17 protein-coding genes are annotated in these 19,421 nt (G+C 48.2%); 6 read left to right on the top strand and 11 right to left on the bottom strand.

Features of this window, described 5'->3' with window-relative positions:
• Positions 1-12 precede the first annotated feature (12 nt).
• From ACKFKH_RS04465 to ACKFKH_RS04455, 3 genes are read right to left on the bottom strand one after another with little or no spacing between them, the layout of a single operon-like run.
• Complete coding sequence (locus tag ACKFKH_RS04465; RefSeq protein WP_446857035.1) at positions 13-240, bottom strand: hypothetical protein; 228 nt, start codon at positions 238-240, stop codon at positions 13-15.
• Between the two features lie 30 nt (positions 241-270).
• On the bottom strand, positions 271-2,079 hold the full coding sequence (locus ACKFKH_RS04460; RefSeq protein WP_446857034.1) for an NACHT domain-containing protein: 1,809 nt from the start codon (positions 2,077-2,079) through the stop codon (positions 271-273).
• A gap of 1 nt (position 2,080) precedes the next feature.
• Complete coding sequence (locus tag ACKFKH_RS04455) at positions 2,081-2,491, bottom strand: hypothetical protein (protein WP_446857033.1); 411 nt, start codon at positions 2,489-2,491, stop codon at positions 2,081-2,083.
• Between the two features lie 179 nt (positions 2,492-2,670).
• Between ACKFKH_RS04455 and ACKFKH_RS04450 the strand changes: the two genes are divergently transcribed.
• Positions 2,671-2,871 carry a hypothetical protein gene (locus tag ACKFKH_RS04450; RefSeq protein WP_446857032.1) on the top strand — a complete coding sequence of 67 codons (201 nt, stop codon included), beginning with the start codon at positions 2,671-2,673 and terminating at the stop codon, positions 2,869-2,871.
• A 64-nt stretch (positions 2,872-2,935) separates the two neighbouring features.
• On the opposite strand, the gene treY is transcribed toward ACKFKH_RS04450, so the two are convergent.
• From treY to ACKFKH_RS04425, 5 genes are all read right to left on the bottom strand, one after another.
• Positions 2,936-5,713, bottom strand: a complete 2,778-nt coding sequence (treY, locus tag ACKFKH_RS04445) for a malto-oligosyltrehalose synthase (RefSeq protein ID WP_446857031.1) — start codon at positions 5,711-5,713, stop codon at positions 2,936-2,938.
• 106 nt (positions 5,714-5,819) lie between these two features.
• Complete coding sequence (locus ACKFKH_RS04440; RefSeq protein ID WP_446857030.1) at positions 5,820-6,608, bottom strand: transglutaminase domain-containing protein; 789 nt, start codon at positions 6,606-6,608, stop codon at positions 5,820-5,822.
• Between the two features lie 471 nt (positions 6,609-7,079).
• On the bottom strand, positions 7,080-7,427 hold the full coding sequence (locus ACKFKH_RS04435) for a hypothetical protein (RefSeq protein WP_446857029.1): 348 nt from the start codon (positions 7,425-7,427) through the stop codon (positions 7,080-7,082).
• A gap of 14 nt (positions 7,428-7,441) precedes the next feature.
• On the bottom strand, positions 7,442-7,888 hold the full coding sequence (locus ACKFKH_RS04430) for a hypothetical protein (RefSeq protein ID WP_446857028.1): 447 nt from the start codon (positions 7,886-7,888) through the stop codon (positions 7,442-7,444).
• A 345-nt stretch (positions 7,889-8,233) separates the two neighbouring features.
• Entirely contained in the window at positions 8,234-8,818 is a 585-nt protein-coding gene (locus ACKFKH_RS04425) for a hypothetical protein (RefSeq protein WP_446857027.1), read from the bottom strand.
• A gap of 363 nt (positions 8,819-9,181) precedes the next feature.
• Between ACKFKH_RS04425 and glmS the strand changes: the two genes are divergently transcribed.
• Positions 9,182-11,098, top strand: a complete 1,917-nt coding sequence (gene glmS / locus ACKFKH_RS04420) for a glutamine--fructose-6-phosphate transaminase (isomerizing) (RefSeq protein ID WP_446857026.1) — start codon at positions 9,182-9,184, stop codon at positions 11,096-11,098.
• Positions 11,099-11,151: 53 nt separating this feature from the next.
• Positions 11,152-11,715, top strand: coding sequence for a Uma2 family endonuclease (locus ACKFKH_RS04415; protein WP_446857025.1), 564 nt, complete (start codon positions 11,152-11,154; stop codon positions 11,713-11,715).
• 351 nt (positions 11,716-12,066) lie between these two features.
• Here ACKFKH_RS04415 and ACKFKH_RS04410 read toward each other — a convergent pair whose 3' ends face one another.
• Complete coding sequence (locus ACKFKH_RS04410; RefSeq protein ID WP_446857024.1) at positions 12,067-12,438, bottom strand: hypothetical protein; 372 nt, start codon at positions 12,436-12,438, stop codon at positions 12,067-12,069.
• 327 nt (positions 12,439-12,765) lie between these two features.
• Here ACKFKH_RS04410 and ACKFKH_RS04405 point away from each other — a divergent pair, with 327 nt between their 5' ends.
• On the top strand, positions 12,766-15,798 hold the full coding sequence (locus ACKFKH_RS04405) for a COR domain-containing protein (protein ID WP_446857023.1): 3,033 nt from the start codon (positions 12,766-12,768) through the stop codon (positions 15,796-15,798).
• Positions 15,799-15,814: 16 nt separating this feature from the next.
• Here ACKFKH_RS04405 and ACKFKH_RS04400 read toward each other — a convergent pair whose 3' ends face one another.
• Positions 15,815-16,768 (bottom strand): Uma2 family endonuclease, encoded by a 954-nt coding sequence (locus ACKFKH_RS04400; protein WP_446857022.1) that lies wholly within the window; start codon positions 16,766-16,768, stop codon positions 15,815-15,817.
• A 21-nt stretch (positions 16,769-16,789) separates the two neighbouring features.
• On the opposite strand from ACKFKH_RS04400, the gene ACKFKH_RS04395 reads away from it, so the two are divergent.
• Together ACKFKH_RS04395 and malQ are read left to right on the top strand one after the other, a co-directional pair.
• Positions 16,790-16,930 (top strand): hypothetical protein, encoded by a 141-nt coding sequence (locus ACKFKH_RS04395; RefSeq protein ID WP_446857021.1) that lies wholly within the window; start codon positions 16,790-16,792, stop codon positions 16,928-16,930.
• 527 nt (positions 16,931-17,457) lie between these two features.
• Positions 17,458-18,993, top strand: coding sequence for a 4-alpha-glucanotransferase (gene malQ, locus ACKFKH_RS04390; protein ID WP_446857020.1), 1,536 nt, complete (start codon positions 17,458-17,460; stop codon positions 18,991-18,993).
• A gap of 55 nt (positions 18,994-19,048) precedes the next feature.
• Here malQ and ACKFKH_RS04385 read toward each other — a convergent pair whose 3' ends face one another.
• On the bottom strand, positions 19,049-19,174 hold the full coding sequence (locus tag ACKFKH_RS04385) for a hypothetical protein (protein ID WP_446857019.1): 126 nt from the start codon (positions 19,172-19,174) through the stop codon (positions 19,049-19,051).
• Between the last annotated feature and the right edge of the window lie 247 nt (positions 19,175-19,421).

Genomic DNA, 19,421 nt, shown 5'->3' with positions numbered 1-19,421 from the left:
AAGGCGATCGGGTCATGAAGTTCGATCGTGCATTTCTTCACGGCTGATCGATCGAACTCCGGGCACTGAAATGGGATGACGCATCAGTTCTGCAAGGATTCCATCTTCTGAAATGCGTTTTTTGGGCTGCTTTGTTACGGTGACTTTGATAGTGCTTCCCTCGCTTAAGTCTTGCTTGTATTCTTCAGGAACGACAATCACCCCATTCTCAACTCTGGCTTGAAATTCGACAGTAGCCATAATCAATCCTTCAAAGTCAATAGCTCCATTCTACTCATCCCTCATCCCCGCAAAGTGTTCTTGCAAGAGCTTGTGAATAAACCGATAGCGACCGCCGACTCGCTGAAGGAAGAGGCGTTCTGTGGCGTAGTTGAGAAAGCGGGCATAGTTCCAGGGGATGCGGTTGTTGCGGTAGAGGACAAGGCGGAGGACAAGATGTTGAATGCAGACTTTTCCACTAGCACTTAGTCCAAAAATCAGCCCAACACCTAGTCCAAAAATCAGCCCAACACCTAGTCCAAAAATCAGCCCAACACCTAGTCCAAAAATCAGCCCAAAAATCAGCCCAAAAATCACAAAGTTTATTGCTGATCGGAAAACTCCTTGATTTGGAAATTGCTTATTCTCGATTTCTAATCCAGGAGACAGCCCACCTATCAGCCCACCACTCAGCCCAAAAATCAGCCCAAAAATCAGCCCAACATTCACCCCAACATTCACCCCAATACTCACCCCACCACTCAGCCCAAAAATCAGCCCAAAAATCAGCCCAAAAATCAGCCCAAAAATCAGCCAGAAAATCAGCTCCCTAGCTACTTTCTTCCAAGACCATGCAATAGTTTCTACAGTTTTAATATTCTCCAGCCCAAAAATCAGCCCAACACTCAGCCCACCACTCAGCCCAAAAATCAGCCCAAAAATCAGCCCAACACTCAGCCGATAAGCCCATTTCTGACGCTTGCCCTGCAACCAAAAAGGCTGCATCTTCTCAATCAAAAACTCCGTTTCTGAATCTTTTTGCAACTGCCGCGCTAAACAAGTTAACCATCGTTGCGTTTGTTGAGCCGTCGGAGGTTTGCGTTTTCGATAGGCGCTACTTTCTAGGTCGGTGTGTAGCATTCGGATCACATAGGCATCCAACAAAAGCGCCAGACGCACCCCCGTTGAGGTCGTCTTTTGCCATTGCTCTAATGAGATCGCTCGATAAGCCAGGATGGTGATGCTCAAAAATAGCGGTTTTCTGACTAATTCCAACAAGGCTGCATCATCTTGCAGCAGTTGCCAGACTTCAGCTTGATTCACTTTCCTCAAATGATTCTGAATCTGCTCGGTGGTCAAGTCTTGCAGACAAATTGCGCCATTCAGTTGCAGTTGAGTTTGATGGGTTTCATATTCCTCCCGCCGACTACAGACAATTAGATCCGACGGGCGATCGTCTGACTGCAACAATCGATTAATCGCAGTCACACAAGACGCTTGATGCTCTGGCTTCACCTCATCCAATCCATCCAATAGCGGTAAAAGCTGCTTGTCTTCGATCCATTTTTTGCTGATGTCGATTCGCACCCCATACTTTGACTTGAGTTCGGCAATCAGCCAGTCTTTCATCTCCTGTTTTGGGTCTTTCCACGCCGACAGCGCAAAAATCACCGGAATCGGAGCCGCAGAATCCGCGATCGCTCTCTCCACCAATCCCTTTGCCAAATCCAGCAGCGTCGTCGTTTTCCCCGCACCTGGATCGCCCAAGATCAAAAGTCTGCCTGAAATGTCACTTCGCTCAAACACCTCCAAAATTTCTGTCCCCGGTGGCAACGGCTGACTCGGCAACGCGCCAATTTTGATTTCGGCACTGAGCGGATTCCTCACCTGTTGGGGTTGGATCTGCTTGTCTAGATTGATCAGCACCGCATTATGCAGCGATTGACTCAACCGAGAAGTTACCTCATCCGCCATTGCCCTGAGCAATATGGATTCACTGCGCGATCGCTCCACCCGTCGATCTCCAGGAAGAATCACATTCCCCTGAACAGTCTCGAAGTTAATTTGATCGCGCCCTCGATTGTCGTATTGTCGTCCCATTCTATGAACCGCCAATTTTAGGATCGCCTTGAATCGTTTCGATATTGATTTGATCGCGTCCGTAGTTGTTATATTTGCGGCTGGAGTTGGACTGATTCTGAATGTTCGTGATCTGTTGCGCGAGTTGCTGAATTTCGGTTGCAAATGCCGGATCTTCGGTCATCTCAAGATCCAAATATTTCGCAGCTTTCTCGATCGCTGCCGCTGTCCCCTGTTGCTCAACCTCACTCAAAGCGGTAATGGCCCGATCGTTGCCCTTGAATTTAGCTTGAATGCGATCGCGCAGATGTTTAACTTGATCAATTGCACCACTCAAAGATTTTTTGGCAAGTTCTCCCGCACCAGACTTGATAAATTCGTCGAAGGCTAACTTGGCGATCGCCGCTGCCGTAAAAGATGCTGGGTCTAACATAGGACAATTGACACCTTACTCTGTACTTTTATATCCTAACCAGCAAAACTTTTAGGAAAACTCCGAGTAGCGCGATCGAGAACATCACCGTTGCAGCGTAAAGTGCGGTAGCTTCGCTTCACGACGTGTCCGTTCCTGTTTGAACCTGGAAAGTTCTCGCTTAAAACAACGTGAATTCGATGAGATCTCTCGCTGCGGTTACAAATCCGAGCAGCCCCCTAAATCCCCCAATTTTGGGGGACTTTGAACGAGAAATCTTGTCCGAAAGTCCCCCAAAATTGGGGGGTGGGGGGGCAGAAGCGCTCAATAACGAAGCGGAAAAACTCCATCGAATTCACGTTAAAACAGCAAAACTGGAGTCTGAAGCGCGATCGTTTTAGCTTGGCTGGCGGTTCAAACCGCGCCTACAAGAGCGAAGTCTTAAGAAGGCGTTTTAACCCAGAATCAGTCTTCGTTTACCAAAAGTGCAACTGGGAAGTGTTGTAGAACTTGTGTAATTTCTATGTTTTTTCCAGATTCTAAGGACTGTCCAGAAATAACATCTTTCCAATTAGTTGATGCGGGAAGTTGAATATAAGTATCTTGCCAAACAGACCCGATCGGGGGCTTTCCTGGCTCAGTCACATCCGTCAAAAAGCGAGGCACGATCGTCACTGCATAGCGATCTGCAAACCTTCTAGCAAATGCAATAACATGATCTTTGAATCTTCCTGTCACTTCCAACGGCAAATAATCACCTTGTTGAAAAAGCTCTAAATAATCCTTTCTAGCTTGTAGTGCTTGGAAGGTGAGAAATAACTTAATTCTGCCATCTTGACGAGTATCGAGTAGGTCAGAAAGCAAGGCTGGAAGGTCTTTTGTGGCGCGTGATTTGAGATCTTTTAAGAGCGATCGTCGCTGCTCAAAATCCACCGGACGACGGTTATCTGGGTCAACTAAACTCAATTCCCAAAGTTCAACACCCTGATAAAAATCGGGAACACCAGGAGCCGTAATCTTTAATAAAGTTTGTGACAGAGAATTGAAGATTCCATAGTCAGCCACCTTTTGCTGAAAAGGAATGAACTTTTGTAGAAACTCATTCTGTTCAGAAGGCTCTAAAACCGATTCTACAAAACGAGTGAAGGCAGTTTCGTATTCAGTATTATTGGTTAACCAGGTGGTATTAACCTTTGCCTCTCGAATCGCTTTGACAATATATTCTTTGAGGCGATCGACTAAATCAGTTTGTCCAGTTTGATCAAAAGGAAAGGCACCTACCAGCGTTTGATAAAAGAAATATTCGTCATTGCGATCGGGCATCTCTAATCCGTCAAGCTTTGTTTTTTGAGACTGATTGAGTGTCATCCAGACGTTAACCTGCTGCGCCCATTCCTCCGGAATCTCAGAGAGAACATTAATTCTGGCTCGCATATCTTCTCCGCGCTTGGTGTCGTGAGTCGCAGTTGCATTCATGGTATGAATCCATCTTGCCTGATGCGCTTGATTGAAGGTATGAAAGTCAGCGATCGCAACGCCAAAATGACTGGGATTTCCACCCACTTCGTTCAATGAAATCAGACGGTTGTAGACATATAAAACGGTGTCCTCAACGCCTTTTGCCATCAATGGCCCCGTGTATTGCTGTATTCGCATTACAAAGTAAAGCCACTGCTCTTTTTGGGCTGGCGTGAGTGAATTGTCGTAGTTCAGTAATAAGAGTTTTTCAATAAAGTTCAATTCATGAACCAGCAGCGGAAGGTTTGTTCGCGCTCCTTGAATGACATCTTGAATGTAGGCGCGATCGACCTCACCAATTCCCTGTTGATTGACGTAGGTTCTGTAAATGGGAAAGAGAATGAGAATCTCAGCGATCGCGGTTTCTAATCCATAGATTGTAAAATCGTTGCTAAAGCGATAGTGATTAGAAATGTTCTTCAACAGATGAGCAAGATTCGCTAAGTCGCCCCGCAGATCTTTATCCAAAATGAGTCGCTTCTTTTCACGCACCAGTTGCGAATAATCAAACTCTAAACCTACGATGTCAGCATAGATTTTGGTCAGCGCGTCTTGATTATCTTGTTTGCAAAAGATGCCGTTTACATAATTCAAGAAGTCGTAACCAGAAGTGCCTTGAATCTGCCAATCGGGTAGGGTTTCTTTGAGTTCTAAGATCTTCTCGATCGTAATGTAGACATCTCCCATCTTCTCCCTCAGTCGCTCCAAATATTGAGCCGGATCAGAGAGTCCATCAATGTGATCGATTCTCAAACCTGTGAACTTCTGTTCTTGAACTAACTTACTAATAGCAGCATGGCTCTTCTCAAAAGTTTGCAGGTTTTCTACTTTAACTGAAATGAGTTCGTTAACCGCAAAAAACCTTCGATAGTTAATGCTCTCAGAGGCCGTCTTCCAATAAGCAAGTCGAAAAAACTGTTCGTGAAGTAACTCGTCTAAATCGTCAAAGCTTTCAGAATTGCCTTTTTCACCATTGAGAACTTCAAGATTTCGATCCAAAAACTCCTGGATGTCTGAATCACTTTGATATAACTCCCAAAGAATTCCTTTAGCAAAACTGCTTTGTTCTTGGCGTTGTTCTGCGACTGATGAGACATTTTCAATGATATAAAGCACTCCTATCAGCTTGATCAGAGATGCATTTTCTTTACCTAACTTTTGAGTCAAGCTGTCAAGATCAGGTCGAATAAAATGACGATAAGACTCCAACCGAATTGGTAACTTCAAACTTCCATAGACAACCTTGAGACTGCCCTGTTCATACTCAAGCTGAAGGTCACCTCGCTCTAAACAATCTCCATAAAAATCTCCCAACAGTGGGGCGAGAACGCGATCGCCATCATCTGCAAAAGGAGCATTCCAGGCAATATCAAAATACTCAAAATATTCCGAAGTAGAGCCATGCTCAAAAACATCCATCAGCAGCCGATTGTGACTGCTATAGGCCATATGATTGGGGACAATATCCTGTAGCCAACCCAACTGATGAGACTGAACCCTATTAACTAACGCCTCAAATTCTTCGACAGTACCTAGTTCAGGATTGATCTGATTGGGGTCAATGACATCATATCCATGAGTACTGCCCTGATTGGCTGCAAAGATTGGCGAAGCATAAAGATCAGAAATCCCTAATTCGACTAGATATTCAATAATCTGGCTGGCTGAGTTAAACCCAAAAGCACCTGTAAACTGAAGCCTGTAAGTTGAGACTGGAATATGCATTTTCAGCTTCTCCTGGAAGGCACTTAAGGAAATAAAAATAGCGTTCTGATTATTCTTACCATTAAGCTCTACAAACAATCATCTCCCCAAGGTTAAATAGACGGGTCTAACTTGAAGTAGATTCACTCACCCAAACTTTCATCTCGTTTAGCTCGATCGCTCCAAACTGGGTAGCCAGTGCGACATCTGCGGCATCTCGACCATAAGCGATCGCAATGCGATTTCCCCGTGCTTCTTTTTGGGTTGCGTCAAAGGTGTACCAGCGATCGCCCACAAAGGCTTCAAACCAGGCGTGTAGATCCATTGGGTCAAGTTGATATAAATAGCCCACCACCATACGAGCGGGAATATTCAAACTGCGACAAAGGCTCATTCCTAAATGGGTAAAGTCTCGACAGACCCCCACTTGTTTTTCTGCGGTTTCACTAGCTGAAGTGGATGCATCACTGGTGCCATAGCGATATTCAACATTCTCTTGTATCCACCGCCGAATCGCTTCTACTTGATCATATCCAGGGGTTTGATCTCCAACAATTTTGAGTGCCAAACTGCCTAACTTATCTGATTCACAATAGCGACTGGGTAATAGAAACCGAATCACCTCATCGGGCAAATTCTCTGCCGGGACATAGGGCGCGCCGGGGGCAACGTCGATCGTATCTGCCGTCTCAACACTCGAAACGGTGCGGATGTGAAATCGTCCGGGTGGCGCGACTAATCGTTGACACAAGTTGCCATAGCTATCGGTGTACTCGGTAATCAGAACGCTCGGCTCTAACAAATAGTCTTCTCGAAACACCCACTGACTCAGCCCGCTGCGAGGTCTCAACATCAAAATCAGAGGGGTTGGCGCACTTGCCGTATAAACTAGCTCACATCCAGCATCTAGGCGCATTGCAGTCTCCTAAAATCTTCTAGCCGCCACCTTATTTCTAGCATTAGAGAATGATTTGAGCAGAAGCGACTTAGGAATGAGAATTAAATAACTTCGACAATTGTAGAGTCTCGGGTCGCCCTCCTCACAAAGTGGGGCAAAGCCCTCGCCAACCCTTCTTCCTAAAAAGGAGGCTAAAGTCTGGTTCCCTCTCTTTGGGGCTACCGTGTACACACAAGTTGATTGATCCGTCATTGCCGAGACCCTTCGCCCCCTAAATCCCCCAAAATTGGGGGACTTTGAGCTGTCGTCATGGCTTTGAACTTTGGAAATCTTTCCTTTGTCAAAGTCCCCCAGACTGGGGGATTTAGGGGGCTGAAGCCGATTGAAACGAAGCGATTCCGGACTTGTGTGTACCCGGTAGCTCTTTGAGGAGAGGGCTAGGGTGAGGGTGAAATCTCGGAGTTATTTAATCCACGATCCTTAGAGAGATCATTCCCGCGGCAGACTTTGGGAGATACGGGGCTTTAAGACAAGTGTTAGGTTAGATCCCTCTTCTTGAATGTTCTGTTCGATGTCTGCCACCTCCTGCAAGTCGTGAATTATTCGTTTGAGAAGCTTTTGACCGAGTTCGATCGAGTGCAGTTCTCTCCGCCGAAGTTTAACTTTAGTTCTCACCCAACTGCCTGCTTTAAGGCTGCGCTCTGCCCAATCAATCCATGCCTCATAGTCATGCAAACTCATGTTGTGGTGCACGCTACGCTCAAATATTTGTACTGTGCTAGGTTCATTGTCAAAGTCATCGTCTTCATACTGCAACCTGTTTATGCTCTCTGACATTGTATTTTCCTTAGTTAACTAAAGTTCCAGTTTTGGTAGCAGTACTCGTTGGTATTGGGCCGATTTATAAACAACAGTCCATTAGGTTTATCACTCCTGCTAACAGGACGAAAAAGAATTTTTAAGTTGCCGCCCTGACGAATAAAGTTGTGGCAAGTGGGGGATGGAGTCCAAATCTTTAAGGCCAGTTCAGGCGTGAGCGTTTGCATTGGTTCGGGGCGGTTGAGACGAATTTCTTTGCTGCTGCGAAATTGAATAACTGTGTTAGCGGTATTGAATTCAAAGACTCCAGAACTATCTACCTGTAAGTCACTCACATCTTGCCAGTGGTTGTTAAATGCGTTTCTAAAAACTTGACGATGACTTTTTTGCTGACTGAGCGATCGCAAGATACCTCCACTTCCAGCTATCAACCCTACAATAATTAAAACTGCGTGCATTAAAGAGATAACTTTAGTCATAGACTGACTGTCGAATTGGAACTGCTGTGAACGACTTCATAAACGTGTAGATGCCATACCTAAACCCGCAAATTGCTGTAGAGAACTCAGGTTATGCTTCACATCAGAAGGAAGAATTTTCGGAAGTTTGGCTCATTTTCAAAGCTTTAGAGTGCCTTACAAAACTGGCGTTTTCCCAGCTTGGCAGTTCAAGCCGCCGCCACAAGAACAAAATCCGCCTTCGCGAATTAATAAAACTCTGCATAAATCTAGCTACGAGGCAGACTTCGTTCTTTTAGGCGTGCCAGCCTTGACCTCTAGTAAATTGGGGTTTAGAACTTTTGTCAGTCAATCACGAGGTTGCATTTACACTCTTAAATGCTTTTGAATAAACCACCCTTTTAAGGCACTGCCAAACGCAACTAAAAGAAGCAACGCAGGCAGCATGTCAGTGCTCATTGCAATTAAAATTCCAGTAAAACCGATCGCCCATGACAAAAAGCTTCTCGCAAACCAATTGCTGGTCAGGTGATTTGGTCTCAGATAGGTTTGATAGCGATTTCGGATCAGCAAAAACTGAGCTAATCCTAAGATTGGCCCACCCAAAGCTGCTAAACACGGCAGGCTAAGGATTAGAATTAGTGCGCCTTGCCCTCTCGTATCAACACCCATCAAGGCTAGAGAGAGATCATGCGATAGCATCACGAGAACCCCAGTTGTAGTGGTTGTCAAGAACCATCGATATGCAAATTGCTGATCTCGAAATTTCCAGAATAACAAGACTCCTTGTAGTAGTCCCAGTGGGAGCCAATAAGCTAGATAGACAGCGATCGAGATCCAAATATCAGGATATCCCGGATACCAAGACAGTCGATAAAACCAAAGCATACTTGCGATCAGGCTCACACATCCAGGACTAATTAAACTCCATAAGATGACAAATCTATTCATGATTACTTTGAGTTTTACATTAGGATTTTTACATTAAGGATGTGGAGCTATGCGCGATCGCTCTGTTCTAACACACCCTACACAAGGGTCGGTTTTATTCAAGTCTCATTCCTTAGTAGATTTTTGTGTTCTCACCTCAACCTGGACTAGTGATCAAAATGATCAAACTTACTAATCGTTAGCTATGTGTGAAACAAAAGTGTAAAGAAGCTGAGAGTGAGTGGGATGTTTCTAATTCCTTTAAGCAGCCACCCGCTAGAAGCTCCATTGCAAATAATCTGTCCTTCAGTCTGGTATCTTGCACAAACTCAGGCTAAATTAGCGGAGAACGTCACGATCCGATTCTTTAAGGAGTGAACTCATATGTGCGGAATTGTCGGCTACATCGGAACCCAGGCAGCCAGCGGCATTTTGCTCGAAGGGTTACGCAAACTAGAGTATCGAGGCTATGACTCTGCCGGGATTGCGACCGTTTTGGAGGGTGAAATTCACTGTGTCCGCGCCAAGGGCAAGCTGATTAATCTCGAAGAAAAACTGGCTGGCGAAGACAACCCCGCTCGCATCGGCATCGCTCACACTCGATGGGCGACCCACGGCAAGCCCGAAGAATATAACGCTCACCCCCACATGGATACCGATCAGCGCATCGCAGTCATCCAAAACGGCATCATCGAAAACTATCGAGACCTGCGCGAAGATCTCAAAAGCCGAGGCTGCCAATTTCGCTCTGACACGGACACCGAAGTCATTCCCCACCTGATCGCCGAACAACTCGCCCTCTCTAAACAGGACTCCTCACTCCTCGCTCCTCACTCCTCGCTCCTCGAAGCCGTCCGCCTAGTGGTGAATCAACTGCACGGGGCGTTTGCGATCGCCGTCATTTCTGCCGACCATCCCGACGAATTAATCGTCGCCCGTCAACAGGCTCCCGTCGTTCTGGGATTTGGGCAAGGAGAATTTTACTGCGCGTCCGATACGCCTGCTTTGGTGCCTTACACCCGTGCCGTTTTGCCGCTTGAGAATGGTGAAATCGCCCGTATGACTCCGCTCGGCGTTGAGATCTACAGCTTTGACGGGCACAGACTCAAAAAAAATCCCCGTACGCTCAACTGGAACCCGGTCATGGTCGAGAAACAGGGCTTCAAACACTTCATGCTCAAAGAAATCTACGAGCAGCCGGGAGTCGTGAGAGCCTGTCTAGAAGCCTACTTTGATGGAGATTGGACAGCCGCCGATGCCGCTATTAATAAACCACCCGTCACTCTGGGATTAGCCGATCGCTTGCTCGATAACCTGGGACACATTCAAATCGTCGCCTGTGGCACAAGCTGGCACGCAGGACTGGTCGGGAAATATCTGCTCGAACAACTGGCTGGCGTGTCTACAACCGTTCATTACGCTTCAGAATGTCGCTATGCGCCCGCCCCGATCGTGCCCAACACCCTGACGATCGGAGTCACCCAATCTGGCGAAACTGCTGACACCTTAGCCGCGCTAGAAATGGAGAAGAAGCGGCGATCGACCTTTGCTCCCGATTCGGGTCTAGAAGCTCGTCTACTCGGCATCACCAACCGTCCCGAAAGTTCGCTGGGTCACTTGATCCCCAATATCATTGACACCCATGCAGGCATCGAGATCGGCGTTGCGGCTACTAAAACATTCGTGGCTCAAGTGATGGCATTTTATGCGCTGGCATTGGATCTCACCTATCGCCGTCAAGCCAAATCACCCGCAGAACTGGAAACCCTGCTCGTCGGATTGCGTCAGCTTCCTGCTCAGATGGAGATCGTTCTCGAAAGCCAGGAGCGCTACATCGAACAGTTAGCCCACGACTTTGCAGAGACTCAAGACTTTATTTTCTTGGGACGAGGCATCAACTTTCCGATCGCCCTCGAAGGGGCCCTCAAGCTCAAAGAAATCAGCTACATCCACGCCGAAGGCTATCCAGCGGGTGAAATGAAACACGGCCCGATCGCTCTATTGGATGCCAAAGTGCCCGTGGTGACGATCGCGATGCCCGGAACGGTTTACGAAAAGGTTCTCTCTAATGCCCAAGAAGCCAGGGCGCGAGATGCTCGATTGATTGGGGTGACTCCGATGGATGAGCAAGAAGCGGCTGACACGTTTGATACGTTGATTCCGGTGCCCCATGTGGATGAGGTGCTGTCTCCCATTCTGACGGTGATTCCACTTCAACTGCTGGCTTATCACATTGCAGCGCGACGCGGCTTGGATGTCGATCAACCTCGCAACCTGGCTAAGAGCGTTACGGTTGAGTAGTGTTGATTGAATGGTGTCGATTAAACAGTGTTGATTTTGAAGGCTAACTGCTTATGAATCCTGCGATCGCCCTTCGGCAAATTTCGGTGCAAGATTATCACCGCATGTCAGAAGCTGGAATTTTGCACCCAGATGAGCGCGTTGAGTTGTTAGAAGGTCAAATTATTAAGATGGCAGCGAAAAGAACCGCTCATCGTGCCGCAGTTAGCCGAGTTAACCATCTGTTGAAGGAGCGTTTGGGCGATCGCGTTTTGATTTGTCTGCAAGATCCGATCCGGCTTGACGATTATTCTGAACCAGAACCCGATGTAGCGGTGGTGCGTCCTGATCCGCTGTATTACGAAGATCACCATCCCACACCTGCTGAAGTTTTTCTGCTAATTGAGGTGGCATATACGAGCCTGAAGTTTGACTACGAGACGAAGGCTCTGGCGTATGGTCGATCAGGCATTGCGGACTATTGGGTGTTGGATGTGAACGATCGCAAGCTGCATGTGTTTCGGATGCCCAATGCAACGGGCTATCAAAGCGAAACGATTTTGTCGGAAGCGTTGACTATTGCACCTCTAGCGTTTCCAGACTGTCTGATTGTGGTTAAAGAACTGCTGCGATCGTGAAGGGTTTCTAGAAGAGAATTGCTTTCCCGTTGGGGCTTGGATGGGTGAGAGCGAGGGAACTTTGAACTTCGGCTCCCCCAGAATTGGGGGTTGGGGGGCGGTTCGCCAGGATTTATCGAATTCACCTTAATATCAGGTCAGTTCGATGAGAGTAACTCGCTTCGTTTCGATCGGCTTCAGCCCCCTAAATCCCCCAAAATTGGGGGGACTTTGACCAAGAAAAAGTTTCAGAGTTCAAAGAAATTACGCTGATTCAAAGTCCTCCAGAATGGGGGATTTAGGGGCGACTCCCTCAGCAACGAAGCGAAAAAATCTGTTGAACTGACTTTGATATCAGATAAGCCCAATCTGCTAGTTGGCAGCGGCTACTTTTTGGCGGGTGGGCCGTTTGCGGTCTGATTTCTTTTTCAACCCAACAGCTTGCGCTTCGTTGCTGTCTGCACCAAATTGTCCTCGCACCACATCTTTCATAGCCAACACTGCGTTGTGAAATTCCCATTCTGCGAGACGAGCAGCATCGGCGGCGGCGCGATAAAGGGCAAGTTGTTCGGTTTCGGCTTGCTGGGATGCCAGCATTGCTTGATAGGTTTGCTGTAGGGCCTGGGGGGTGGCTTCTGGGCGTTTGGTGCTGTAGTCACGAATGGTGTTGAAGCCGTTGAGTGAGTCAACATCTTGACTGAGTGATTGGGTGGCTAGACGGCGACTGGTGTTTTGGGGTGACATGGGTCATCTCCGTAGTAAATGATAAATGCATTGTGCCCAATAGAACTATTTTGTTAACGTGACTACGGGTTTTTTGTGGCAGTGTTAATGGTGCAGGGTGCAATGATGTTGTGGGCAGAAACACTGTCAATGTGAGTGAACACGATCGCTTTGTCAGCAGAAACAATTGATGGGTGTGGGGTGACAATGCCATTGTAAGCAAGCACAAAGCCAAAGAGGGTTGACGCATTAGAGTTGTGAGCCGTGACAATTTAATGTTGAGCGGTGACAATTGAGTGGCGGGAAGTCACAACTCAAACTAATTTAATTGCTGGGAGCAGGTGCCCGATGGATCAGGCGGAACTACTCAAAATCATTGACCATGCTGCCCAAACCAAACAGACATCGTTGGATCTCTCTGGCAACGATTTAACAGAACTCCCTGCTGAACTCTGGCAACTCACCCATCTGACAGAGCTTGACCTCAGCGAAAATCAACTGACTACTGTGCCAAAGGAGTTAGGGCAACTATCCAATCTCACAGTGCTTTTCCTCTCCCAAAATCAACTGACAGCAGTGCCAAGGGAATTGGGGCAACTATCCAATCTCACAGTGCTTTACCTCTACAGCAATCAACTGACAGCAGTGCCAAAGGAATTGGGGCAACTGCTCAATCTGACAGAGCTTTTCCTCCACGAGAATCAACTAACTGCGGTGCCGAAGGAGTTGGGGCAACTGTCCAATCTGTCTGGGCTTTTCCTCTTTCAAAATCAACTAACTGCGGTGCCGAAGGAGTTGGGGCAACTGTCCAATCTGACTCGGCTTTCCCTCGACCAAAATCAACTAACAGCAGTGCCAAAGGAGTTGGGGCAACTGTCCAATCTGACTTGGCTTTCCCTCGACCAAAATCAACTAACAGCAGTGCCAAAGGAGTTGGGGCAACTGTCCAATCTCGCAGAGCTTTTCCTTGACCGAAATCAACTAACAGCAGTGCCAAAGGAGTTGGGGCAACTGTCCAATCTCGCAGAGCTTTATCTCTTCAGCAATCAACTAACAGCAGTGCCAAAAGAGTTGGGGCAGCTGTCCAATCTAACTTGGCTTTACCTTGATGACAATCCCCTAACGTTTCCGCCGCCAGAGATTGTGGAGCAGGGCACCGACGCAATTTTGGCGTATCTACAGGAAGATTTGACCGAACAATGGATTTCTAAATTGCTGGTCGTCGGACAAGGACAAATCGGTAAAACAGAACTGTTGAGAGGGCTGCAAGGTGAACCCTTTGATCCTCAACTCAACACCACCCACGGCATTGCCATCCGTCCGCTCACGTTGGCTCATCCCGTCAAAACCAATGTCACGATGACGTTGAATACCTGGGATTTTGGCGGTCAAGACATCTACCACGCCACCCATCAGTTTTTTCTCACCAACCGTTCCCTGTTTCTGCTAGTCTGGAGCGCCCGCGCCGGATGGGAACCTTGCAGGCTAATCTACTGGCTCAAAACCATTCGCGCCAATGCTCCCGACTCCCCCATTTTGCTTGTCGCCACCCACGTCGAAGAAGGACGAGATGCCGATTTACCCCTCAGCGAACTGCGACAACAGTTTCCCCAAATTATCGGACAGTGTGAAATCAGTAACCGCGATCGCACAGGCTTTGACCAGTTGCGACAGACCATTACAACCGCAGCCGCACAACTTCCATTAATGGGCGAACTCTGGCCCTCTACCTGGCTCAACACTGCCAATGCCATTCGCGCCGTTAGCCAAAAATACACGACTCCTCAAAAGTTGTGGAAATTGATGACCCACCATCAGGTAGAAGCCTTCAGCCAGCAAGTCTTAGTGCGATGGCTCCACGAACTCGGAGATATTCTCTTCTTTCAAGACAACGACGACCTCAACGATTTTGTCATCTTCAAACCCCAATGGGTCACAGAACACATCAGCCGAGTGTTGGAATCAGACGAAGTGATTCGTCGCAATGGCATCTTCACCCGCCCCTGCATGAATCAACTCTGGAAAGATCTGGACGCTCCGATCCGCGACCACTTTCTACGGCTCATGGAACGCTTTGACCTCTCCTACCGCACCCTCGAAAACAAAGACATCAGCCTGATTGTCGAACGGCTACCCTTTGAGCCACCCGACTACGAATCGATGTGGAACGCCAAACACCAAGAACCCAACTGCAAAGAAATCTCGATGAAGTTTCAACTCAGTGAAGTCTTACCCGGCATTCCCACCTGGTTTATCGCCCGTCAACACCGCTTCACGATCGACCAGAGCGAACGACGCGGCATCCATTGGCGTACCGGAGTCTTGTTTCGGGACACAGATCAAAAGCATCTAGCATTGACCAAGATTGGACGGGACGATCGCACCAACGCCGAATATCTACAACTCACCGTGCGCGGTGCCATGCCCCACAGTTTCTTTGATCTCCTAAAAGAAGGCATCGAACTCACCCTGCGCCGCTACCCCGGTTTACAAATCACTCGCCTCATTCCCTGCCCCGACCCCACTCACATCCATTGCACCCACGAATTTGACTACGCCAACCTGGTTAAGCGACTGGAACGCACCCCACCCAAAGAAGCGATCGAATGTCCGTCCTGTCTAGAAGACATTTCCGTTAACCGACTGCTATTTGGCTTGCACTGGACAACTCAGGATGCCGTTCTAGCGAGATTAGACAAAATCCAGGAGGGACAATCCGAGTTACGAGAACTGGTGCAAAGTCAATTCCTGCGGCAGTTTCGACAACAACAAAAACTGATCGAATCCCACTGTCCTAATGTGTTTGTCCTGCGCCCCGACGATCGCTCTCGCCTCAAAAAAGCCTGGGAACAAGAACTTGGTACCCAACGCATCAACCTGCAACTGTACTGCCAGATGCCCGGATGTATGCACCCCACCCTTGACCCCGACGACCCCCAAAAGCCCTGCGGACTCTACCCCATCGACGAACCCCAAAAATGGCTCAAAGCGATCGCCCCCTACTACCGTCGCATGGTCGGAGTTCTCAAATTTGCCACCCCACTCATCGGCCCTTGGCTGGGCGTGATGGAAGCCAAAGACTACGAAGCCATGTTCAAAAGCGACATTGACCTGGCAAAAGAACTATCCGGCAAACTCCCAACCCTCAAAACAGGCGATCTCGACGACATCGACACCGCACTAGGAAGCGATTACCCCGAAAGGGGAACAGCCTCACCTCGTCCCCTGGAAATTCTAGACGGGTCTGCCCTGCGTGCCCTACGCCAACTGCTAGAACAAAAAGATCCCAGCAAACAATGGGGCAACCTCAAAAAAGTCCTCACCCCAGAAGGCGATTACCTCTGGCTCTGCGAACACCACGCCCGATCGTTTCATCCCTGAAACCAGACGCTCCTTTCTACAACTCTTCACTGGTTAATCGCTTGATCGCACCCTCAGAGAGTCCCGTCAGTTGGGCGACTTGAGCGATCGTCATGCCAGACTGTATCAGGTTCAACACCACTTGTTTTAGCTGTGTCTCCGCTTGAATGGCGCGTTGTCGTTCCTGCTCGGCACGTTGTCGTTCCTGTTCAGCTTGTTGTTGCTCATATTCGGCTTGCTGTCGTTGCTGTTCGGCTTGTTGGCGTTCGTATTCGGTGTCCGTTAAAGCCCAATTGTCTTGCTCGTCGTACCAGCGCAGCCACAAGCGATTGATGCCTTCAAAGCTGCCTTGCCAGAGTCCTAATCCCAGTTTAAGGGCGGGAATCCAGAGGCGAGGACGATCGGGGTCTACGGGCTGCTCCTGGTAACGTCCGCCTGTCAGTTGAAAGAAGCGCAGTTGATTGGTGTAGCGGCTAAAAACAATGTAATAAGGAACGCGCAAAATCTTCTCGTACACATCCCATTTGCGAGGTGGCTTTTCTGAGATGGGTTGCCCGTTGGCAGATTCCAAAACGACTGAATCGGACGGTTCAGGGGGAGCATTTTCACCCAGGTCTTCTTTTTCGGTGCCGGGTGATAGTAGCTCAACGATGACAAAAGGATGGACAGCTTCTTGCCATACGACATAACTAGAGCGCATATCATTGCCATCATACAGACGCGGCACGTCTAGCACTAAAAACCAGTCGGGGCGCTTGTGCCATTGGAGGTGACGAGCATCGTAGTAAAGATTGAGGTTGGTGCCTGTAAAAGTGCGATCGCTGGCATAATCAACCAACCGCAAAGTGCGACTCAAAAGCTGGGGCTGGAGGTCATGAAATTCGTCGGGCAATCCGGGTTCCTCTGGGTCTTCACTGGGCAGATCATACATCGTCGGCAGGGTCTCTCTGGGCGACAAGGGCGGATCAGGTTGAAAGACGAAGGGATGCATAAGGCGGCAAACGACAGGGCGATGACTTCTATTTTGCACGAAGGCTGGCGGTTAAAACCGCACCTATTAGAACGAAGTCTGCCTTGTAGTTTAGAAAAGGTGGCAGGTATATTGAATGCTTTCAAATACTTCATTACCGCCACATCAGGAATTTTCTGGTGAGAGGTCTAATCGTCTTAGTCGATTGCAAATAAACATCTTCTAGTAAAGTACTCGCGATTCGATCCCCCCTAGCCCCCCTTAAAAAGCTACGGTGTATACACAAGTCTACACTCACTTCGTTCTAGTCGGCTTCAGCCCCCTAAATCCCCCATTCTGGGGGACTTTAAGCAAAAAAGGCTTCCAGAATTTAGAACCCTGATCAGCGTTCAAAGTCCCCCAAATTTGGGGGATTTAGGGGGCGAAGGATTACGGCAAGTACAGATCAATCGACTTGTGTATACACGGTAGGCCTGAAAAGAAGGGAAAATCAATACACAAATGGGAATTGAAATTAAGCGATCGACAAAATAACCTCAATTTGCAATCTACTGAGTCTGCCAAGAACAACGAGAACTATTAACAATTCCCAAAACCACCAGAAACAATTCCCTCATCCCTCATCCCCTCCAAATTCTCTCTCACCCGACCGATTCGCAAAGAAACGTCTCATGCTAGAGTTCTGAGGTTATTGTCATCCTTCATCTTTTATGCCTTTCCCTCGATCTAGCGGCATCCTCTTGCACCCCACTTGTTTTCCTGGACGGTTTGGCATCGGCGAGTTGGGTTCAGAAGCTCAGAAATTTGTAGACTTTATGGTCGATAGTGGGCAGCAGTTTTGGCAGGTGTTGCCGTTGGGGCCGACAGGGTATGGCAATTCTCCCTACTCGTCTTACTCGGCGATGGCTGGAAATCCTTTTCTGATTAGTCTCGAAGTGCTGCAAGATCAAGGCTGGCTCGAAGAATCGGATCTGTGGAACGTGCCCGATTTCCCGATCGACTGGGTAGATTTCGATCGCGTCACTGCCTTCAAGCTGCCTCTATTACACAAAGCCTGCAATCAGTTCAAAACTCAGGCGACAGCCGAACAGCAGCAAAAGTTTGCCGATTTTTGTCACAGTCGAGCTTATTGGCTAGAAGACTATGCGCTGTTTATGGCGTTGAAAGATGACCACGGCGGTACAAGCTGGCACACCTGGAAGCCTGAATTAGCCAAACGCCAACCCGATGAAATGGTCGAGGCTCGCGAACGGCTGAATGCTGAAGTTTACTTCTACAAGTATGTTCAGTTTGAGTTTTTTCAACAGTGGGCTGAGGTCAAGAAGTGTGCGAACGATCGCAATATTCAAATCATTGGTGACATCCCCATCTATGTGGCTCACGATAGTTCTGATGTGTGGGCCAATCCTGAGAATTTTAGCCTGGATGAAAAGACGGGCGAAGCGGCGATGATGGCGGGCGTTCCTCCCGATTATTTTAGTGAGACGGGGCAACTGTGGGGCAATCCGGTTTACAACTGGGAGCATCTACAGGCAACGGGCTTTTCCTGGTGGATTCGGCGCTTTGAAGCCATGCTCGACTATGTGGATCTGATTCGGATTGATCACTTTCGCGGCTTTGAGGCGTATTGGGCGGTGCCCCAGGGCGAAGAGACTGCGATGAATGGCGAGTGGATCAAAGCTCCAGGCGAATACTTTTTTGAGACGCTCAATCAGAAGTTGGGCAGGTTGCCGATTTTGGCCGAAGATTTGGGCGTGATTACCCCAGAAGTGGATGCACTGCGCGATCGCTTTGATTTTCCTGGCATGAAGATTCTGCAATTTGCCTTCGGGTCTGATCCTGGAAATCCCTTTTTGCCGTTCAATTTTGTTCGCAACTGTGTGGTCTATACCGGAACGCACGACAATGACACAACGGCTGGTTGGTATGACTCAGCATCCGATTGGGAAAAAGAGCAGCTTTATGATTATCTCGGCTGTATCAGTCCAGATGGGGTGCATTGGGATTTAATTCGTCTGGCACTGCAATCGATCGCCAATCAAGCACTCATCCCGCTTCAAGATTTGCTCGGTCTGGGCACCAATGCGCGAATGAATTTCCCAAGTACGGCAACGGGAAATTGGGGCTGGCGCTATCGAGGCGAGGCGCTCAATTCTGAAGTGAGTTACAAGCTCAAAAAGCTGACTCATTTGAATGGACGCGCTCCCGTCGTCGTTCAGTCTGCGGATGAGGAGGAGGAAGCGTAGGCTGCGATCGATCCATCGGGTCAAAAATAATCTCATAATCACCTTGAGGATTCAGTCAAGTCAGCGCTTTGAGATAGTCTTCGGCTTCTCCACGACGACGCAACCGGACAACGGCAATGTTTTGCAAATTGGCCAGTTCTTGAATAATGCACCACGGCGAAAGCTGATCTCGGTATGTCATAGCTTCTAGAATCTGGTAATTTGGACAGGACAAGGTTGACCCAGAGGTTGCTTTGGGCGAAAAACTGTTGTGATAGAAATTCGACGAAATTTTTCGCTACGGTGATTAATGCGGGCAGCCCCCTAAATCCCCCACGAGTGGGGGACTTTGAACCGAGAATCTTGCTCAAAAGTTCCTCAGAATTGTGGGGTTTGAGGCAGAAGCGCTGCCTATCGAAGCCAAAAACTTGCATCGAATTCACGTTGCC

It is taken from the genome of Phormidesmis sp. 146-20, assembly GCF_052939475.1.
The sequence above is the reverse complement of the archived record's forward strand: the minus strand, read 5'-3'. Positions and strand labels throughout refer to the sequence as shown.